We start from the raw sequence: 4,815 nt of genomic DNA on the forward strand, positions 1-4,815 counted from the left end.
GCCACGCTCAGCCATCTGTTGGCGGAGCCGGTCAGTCCGTGCGCGATACTCTTCTTTTGTAAATGCAGGCATAGACGATTGTCCTATATTGAGCGGTTAGGATTGCACAAAGCCAATCTTTTCGACTTGATCTAGTCGAAAACTAACATCACGCCATGGTGGCAATGATCCAGAAAGCCTTCGATTCTGGCTGAAAGGCCTCAAAAAAGGGCCTCAAATGAGGAATTGCGCCACGCGGAGTGCGATCAGACGGAGCTGCGACAGCGCCTTGTGGGTCGCGCGGCCGACCTTCTGCAAGGCGCAGAGCGCGTTGCAGAAGGTCACGGACTGGCATTATCAACTTAAGTCGCGTTCAGGGACTTGCGACATAGGCCGATGGCAGGAACGCCCGCCATCGTTTCCGCCGCAGATCATCGCCCATGCAGTCTGGCTCTACTACAGGTTCCCCTTGAGCCTGCGTCTGGCCGAGGAAATGCTGTTGGAGCGCGGGAATGAGACAATGCGCCGATGGGGCATCAAGTTCAGTCCGCATTACGCTCGCCGCTTGCGCCGCAAGCAGCACAGCCGAAACGATTTTTGGCACCTGGACGAGGTCGTATCACCATCGCCGGCAAGAAACACTGGTTGTGGCGCGCCGTCGACCTGGATGGCTATGGGCTAGACGAGCCGTCCAGAACCGTCGCAACACCAAGGCGGCCAAGCGCCTGCTGACGCGGCTGCTGAAGAAGCAAGGCGTCGCGCCAAGCGCATGATCACAGACAAGCTGCGCTCCTATGGAGCAGCCAGGCGACAGGTGATGCCGGACGCCCGAATGGATCATTCGTCGGAATCCGCACTCGACGTGACGGTTTATGTTGCAAGCGCGCCGGTCGACTTCCGCAAGGGACCTTTCTCGTTGATGACGCTTGTTCGCGATGGCGGTGTGGACTCTTTCGATGGTTTACAATGGCTTGTGCCCTAGTGGATAGGTCTTTTAACGGACACAGTCAGGGTTAGGAGCGCTGATTGTCGAGAAAATGATGTCATCGGCACAATCAGGCACACGCCATGAGGGCCGGCAAATGGCGCGGGCCCGCGTGAGTTCGCGGCCTTCCTCGGGCTACCGCCCCGGCAAAGCTCATCAGGCGGAAAGGAGCGGCTGGGACGCGTTTCCAAGATGGGAAACCGGTATCTGCGCAAGCTGCTCGTTGTCGGCGCTCATGCCGTTCTGTTCCATCGCAAGCGTTCCAGCGATGCGTTGAGAAACTGGGCGGATCGCCTGATGGAGACCAAACCGTTCAAGCTTGTCGCCGTGGCGACCGCCAACAAGCTCGCCCGCATTCGCCTTCGCGCTCACGCGTGGTGACGCACGCTATGCCGGTACACCGGGGTAACGGAAAAAACGGCTGAGGCTGCGGTCCAGAATCGAGGGTGACAATGACGTGATGGGAACAGACGAGGACATATCCCGAAAGCCTGCAGCATAGTCGGAGCTTCGAGCTCGTTCTCTTGATCAGGCCAAAGGGATCAGCGGACACCATCAGGGCCAGCGGTCACAGTACCGCAACAACTGGCCGGAGACATGACCGCACCCGCGACCGTCCCATCGCTAAAACAAACCCCTGATCAGCGGGCGCCGTCCAGACATAACTATGATGCATCGCTCGACGGACCGCCTCTGTCGTTGTGGCGCTCCCATGCAGAACCTGGCCCATAGCGCATCCTTTGATTCGGTAAGAATAAGGATGCCCCATCAAAGATCCCATGACCGGGGTTGATAGCGAGCTGCGCTCTGGCAGAGTGGGCTTGCTGACCAAAACTCTGTGGAGGCCAATCATGCGTGTTGTAGCCGATCGATCTGCGGCACCCTGCCGTTATCCGCACCAATCTTGGCGCGATCTTCGTTTCTTTGGAACTCAGTAAATCGACCTGGTTGATCACTTCGCTATGGCCAGGCAGTGGGGAGAAGATGTCGAAACATGCGGTACGCGGCGGCGATATCACAGGACTGCTGGCACGCTTTGCCCAGCATCAGAACAAGGCACAGGCGCGCACCGGCCGGCACTTTGCGCTTGTGTGCATTCAGGAGGCGGGTCTCGACGGCTTCTGGATCCATCGAATGTTGGAGGCCGAGGGGATCGACAGCCATGTCGTCGACGCCGCCTCGATTGCCACGTCGCGCGGGCGGCGTCGTGCCAAGACCGACAAGATCGATGGAGAGGCGTTGGTGCGTGCGCTGCTCTCCTACAAACGAGGTGAGCCGCGCGTGTGCGCGGTGGTTAGGTACCGAGCGTCAAGGAGGAGGATCATCGTCGCATCGGCCGTTGCAAAGTTCTGGTTGGTGAGCGGACCTGCCATGTCAACCGTATCAAGGGCTTGCTATTTGCCCAGGGAATCACCGGCTACGAGCCGCTGCGGCATGACCGTCGACATCGGCGTGAGGAACTGAGGACTGGCGACGGCCGCCCGCTGCTGAACATCTGAAGGGGCAGATCCGTCGCGAGCTCGACCGCCTCGAACTGGTGATAGCCCAGATCAAAGAGGTGCAGGCCGACGCGACGCCCTGCTGGCAATCGAAGTCGCCGAAACTCCAGCAGCGACATTGCTCGATCTCAAGGGTATCGGCCCCGAGTGTGCCGCCATCCTCTACGCGGAAGGGCTGTTCCGGCACTTCGATAATCGCCAGCAGGTCGCCGCCTATGCCAGGCTCGCGCCGACGCCTTGGCAGAGCGGATCGGTCCAGCACGAGCAAGGCGTCTCGAAGGCCGGCACCCGCCGGCTGAGAACGACGATCGAGCGCCTCTCACCGCAACGGACGATCGGCTGCGCAACCCCGACCAGCTCCGCCGATCACCCGTTGCATATGTCAGTTTGACTAGGCTCGATTGACCGAGACGTGTCACGCAATCGGGCCCAGCTCTGGATTCCGCCGCCAATTGGGAGCAACACGATGCCGCCCTAACTCACCTCTTGACCTCAGCATCGTCATGTGAACCCGGGATCAAACACGACCGCTATCGGCACACTTTCCTTGTTGACGTCAACAAGGACAGCCAGTGCGCAACCCCCACGAGGCATACAAGGTGGCCTTGCTCGGATGCGTACATTTTAGCAGCGCCTTGAAGGTCGTGTCCCCGTAAGTGGTGTAGCCGGCGGTAGCAAAAGCTGCTCGCGAGCGCGCCCTCGATGGCGCTGTAGGGAGCGAGCGGCTTTGCGGTGGTCATCGGCGCTTTCCGGTAGGGTCTGGTTGCGACACCAACCTTTGACCGGAAGGACCACCGATGACCGACGACATGATGAACCTGCGCACGGTCGTGGGGGAAGACCCCGGATGCCGATCTGCTGCGGCAGATGATCGGCTTTGCCGCCGAGCGACTGATGGAAATGGAGGTGGGCGCGGCCATCGGCGCAAGCTATGGCGAGAAGAACCCGCTGCGGCTCGCCCAGCGCAATGGCTACCGCGACCGGGACTGGGAGACGCGGGCCGGCACGGTCGAGCTGCGCATCCCGAAGCTCAGGAAGGTAAGCTACTTCCCAGGTTTCCTCGAACCGCGCCACATGGCCGAGAAGGCGCTAACCGCCGTCATCCAGGAAGCTTATGTGCAAGGCATCTCGACCCGGTCGGTTGACGACATGGTCAAGGCCATGGGTATGAGCGGCATATCCAAGAGCCAGGTCTCGCGGCTGTGCGAGGAGATCGACGGGAAGGTGAAGGCCTTCCTCGAGCGGCCGATCGAGGGCGATTGGCCATACCTGTGGATCGACGCCACTTACCTGAAGGTCCGCCGCGGTAGGCGGATCGTCTCGGTCGCCGTTATCATCGCCGTCGGCGTCAACGCGGACGGCCGGGGCGAGGTACTGGGCATGGAGATTGGCACCTCGGAGGCCGAGCCGATCTGGACAGAGTTCCTGCGCAAGCTGACACTTCGCGGCCTGCGCGGCGTCAAGCTCGTCGTCTCCGATGCTCACGAAGGCCTCAAGGCGGCCGTCACCAAGGTGCTGTGCGCGACATGGCAGAGGTGCCGCGTCCACTTCATGAGGAACGTGCTGGCCCATGCCGGCAAGAGCGGCCGCAGGGTCGTCTCAGCCTTCATCGCCACCGCTTTCGCCCAGGAAACGCCCGAGGCCGCGTCCGTACAATGGCGCGCCGTCGCCGACCAGATCCGGCCGAAGGTGCCGAAGCTGACGACAATCATGGACGACGCCGAGCCCGACGTGCTGGCCTACATGACCTTCCCCAAGGAACATCGCGCCAAGCTCCACTCGACGAATCCGATCGAGCGTCTCAACGGCGAGATCAAGCAGCGCACTGAGGTCGTCGGAATCCCCCGAACGACGATGCGATCGTGCGCCTCGTCGGCGCCCTGCTGCTCGAACAGAACGATGAATGGGCCGTCCAGCGCGCAAGATACATGACACTGGAAACGATGTCGCAAATGAGCGATGATCCTCTGATCAGCTTGCCAGCCGTGGCGCGCTGATCAGCCCGGCCCATGCCGGAGAGCACGGCGACTAATGCCGCCAGCTACACCACTCCAGGGACACGATCCGCTTGGAAGAATGCACCGACCTCGCCAGCGTTCCCCGGATCCACTTTGGCTTGCGACACTCCTCATCCAGTCTGAGCCTGCTCATCTTTGATTTAGGGTCCGGACCCATAAAAGGGGTTCCTCTGACGGCGGGATTGTGATTCACGGGTCTCTGAGGGGGACCACTCATGAATCGCGGATATTCTTGTTCAGCGATGAGGTTGTGTGCGTCAAGTTCTGCAAAATGGGGCGGCCATGATGCTGGTCATGCGGCTTGGCGCAGAGCGAGCTTCTTGTGCTCGCGCAG

The 4,815-nt window shown here is 60.9% G+C and carries 4 pseudogenes; all 4 read left to right on the plus strand.

What is annotated here, in order from left to right:
• Nucleotides 1–367: 367 nt before the first annotated feature.
• A pseudogene (locus X727_RS1000000167575) lies at nt 368–826 on the plus strand (IS6 family transposase); the annotation flags it as partial.
• A 243-nt stretch (nt 827–1,069) separates the two neighbouring features.
• Nucleotides 1,070–1,345 (plus strand): annotated as a pseudogene (locus tag X727_RS1000000167580) (transposase); the annotation flags it as partial.
• A gap of 603 nt (nt 1,346–1,948) precedes the next feature.
• A pseudogene (locus X727_RS01000000165410) lies at nt 1,949–2,785 on the plus strand (transposase); the annotation flags it as partial.
• A 475-nt stretch (nt 2,786–3,260) separates the two neighbouring features.
• Nucleotides 3,261–4,460, plus strand: a pseudogene (locus X727_RS00120) (IS256 family transposase).
• The last annotated feature ends 355 nt before the right edge of the window (nt 4,461–4,815 follow it).

The sequence above is a fragment of the Mesorhizobium sp. L103C105A0 genome (genome assembly GCF_000502215.1).
Classification (GTDB): Bacteria; Pseudomonadota; Alphaproteobacteria; order Rhizobiales; family Rhizobiaceae; genus Mesorhizobium.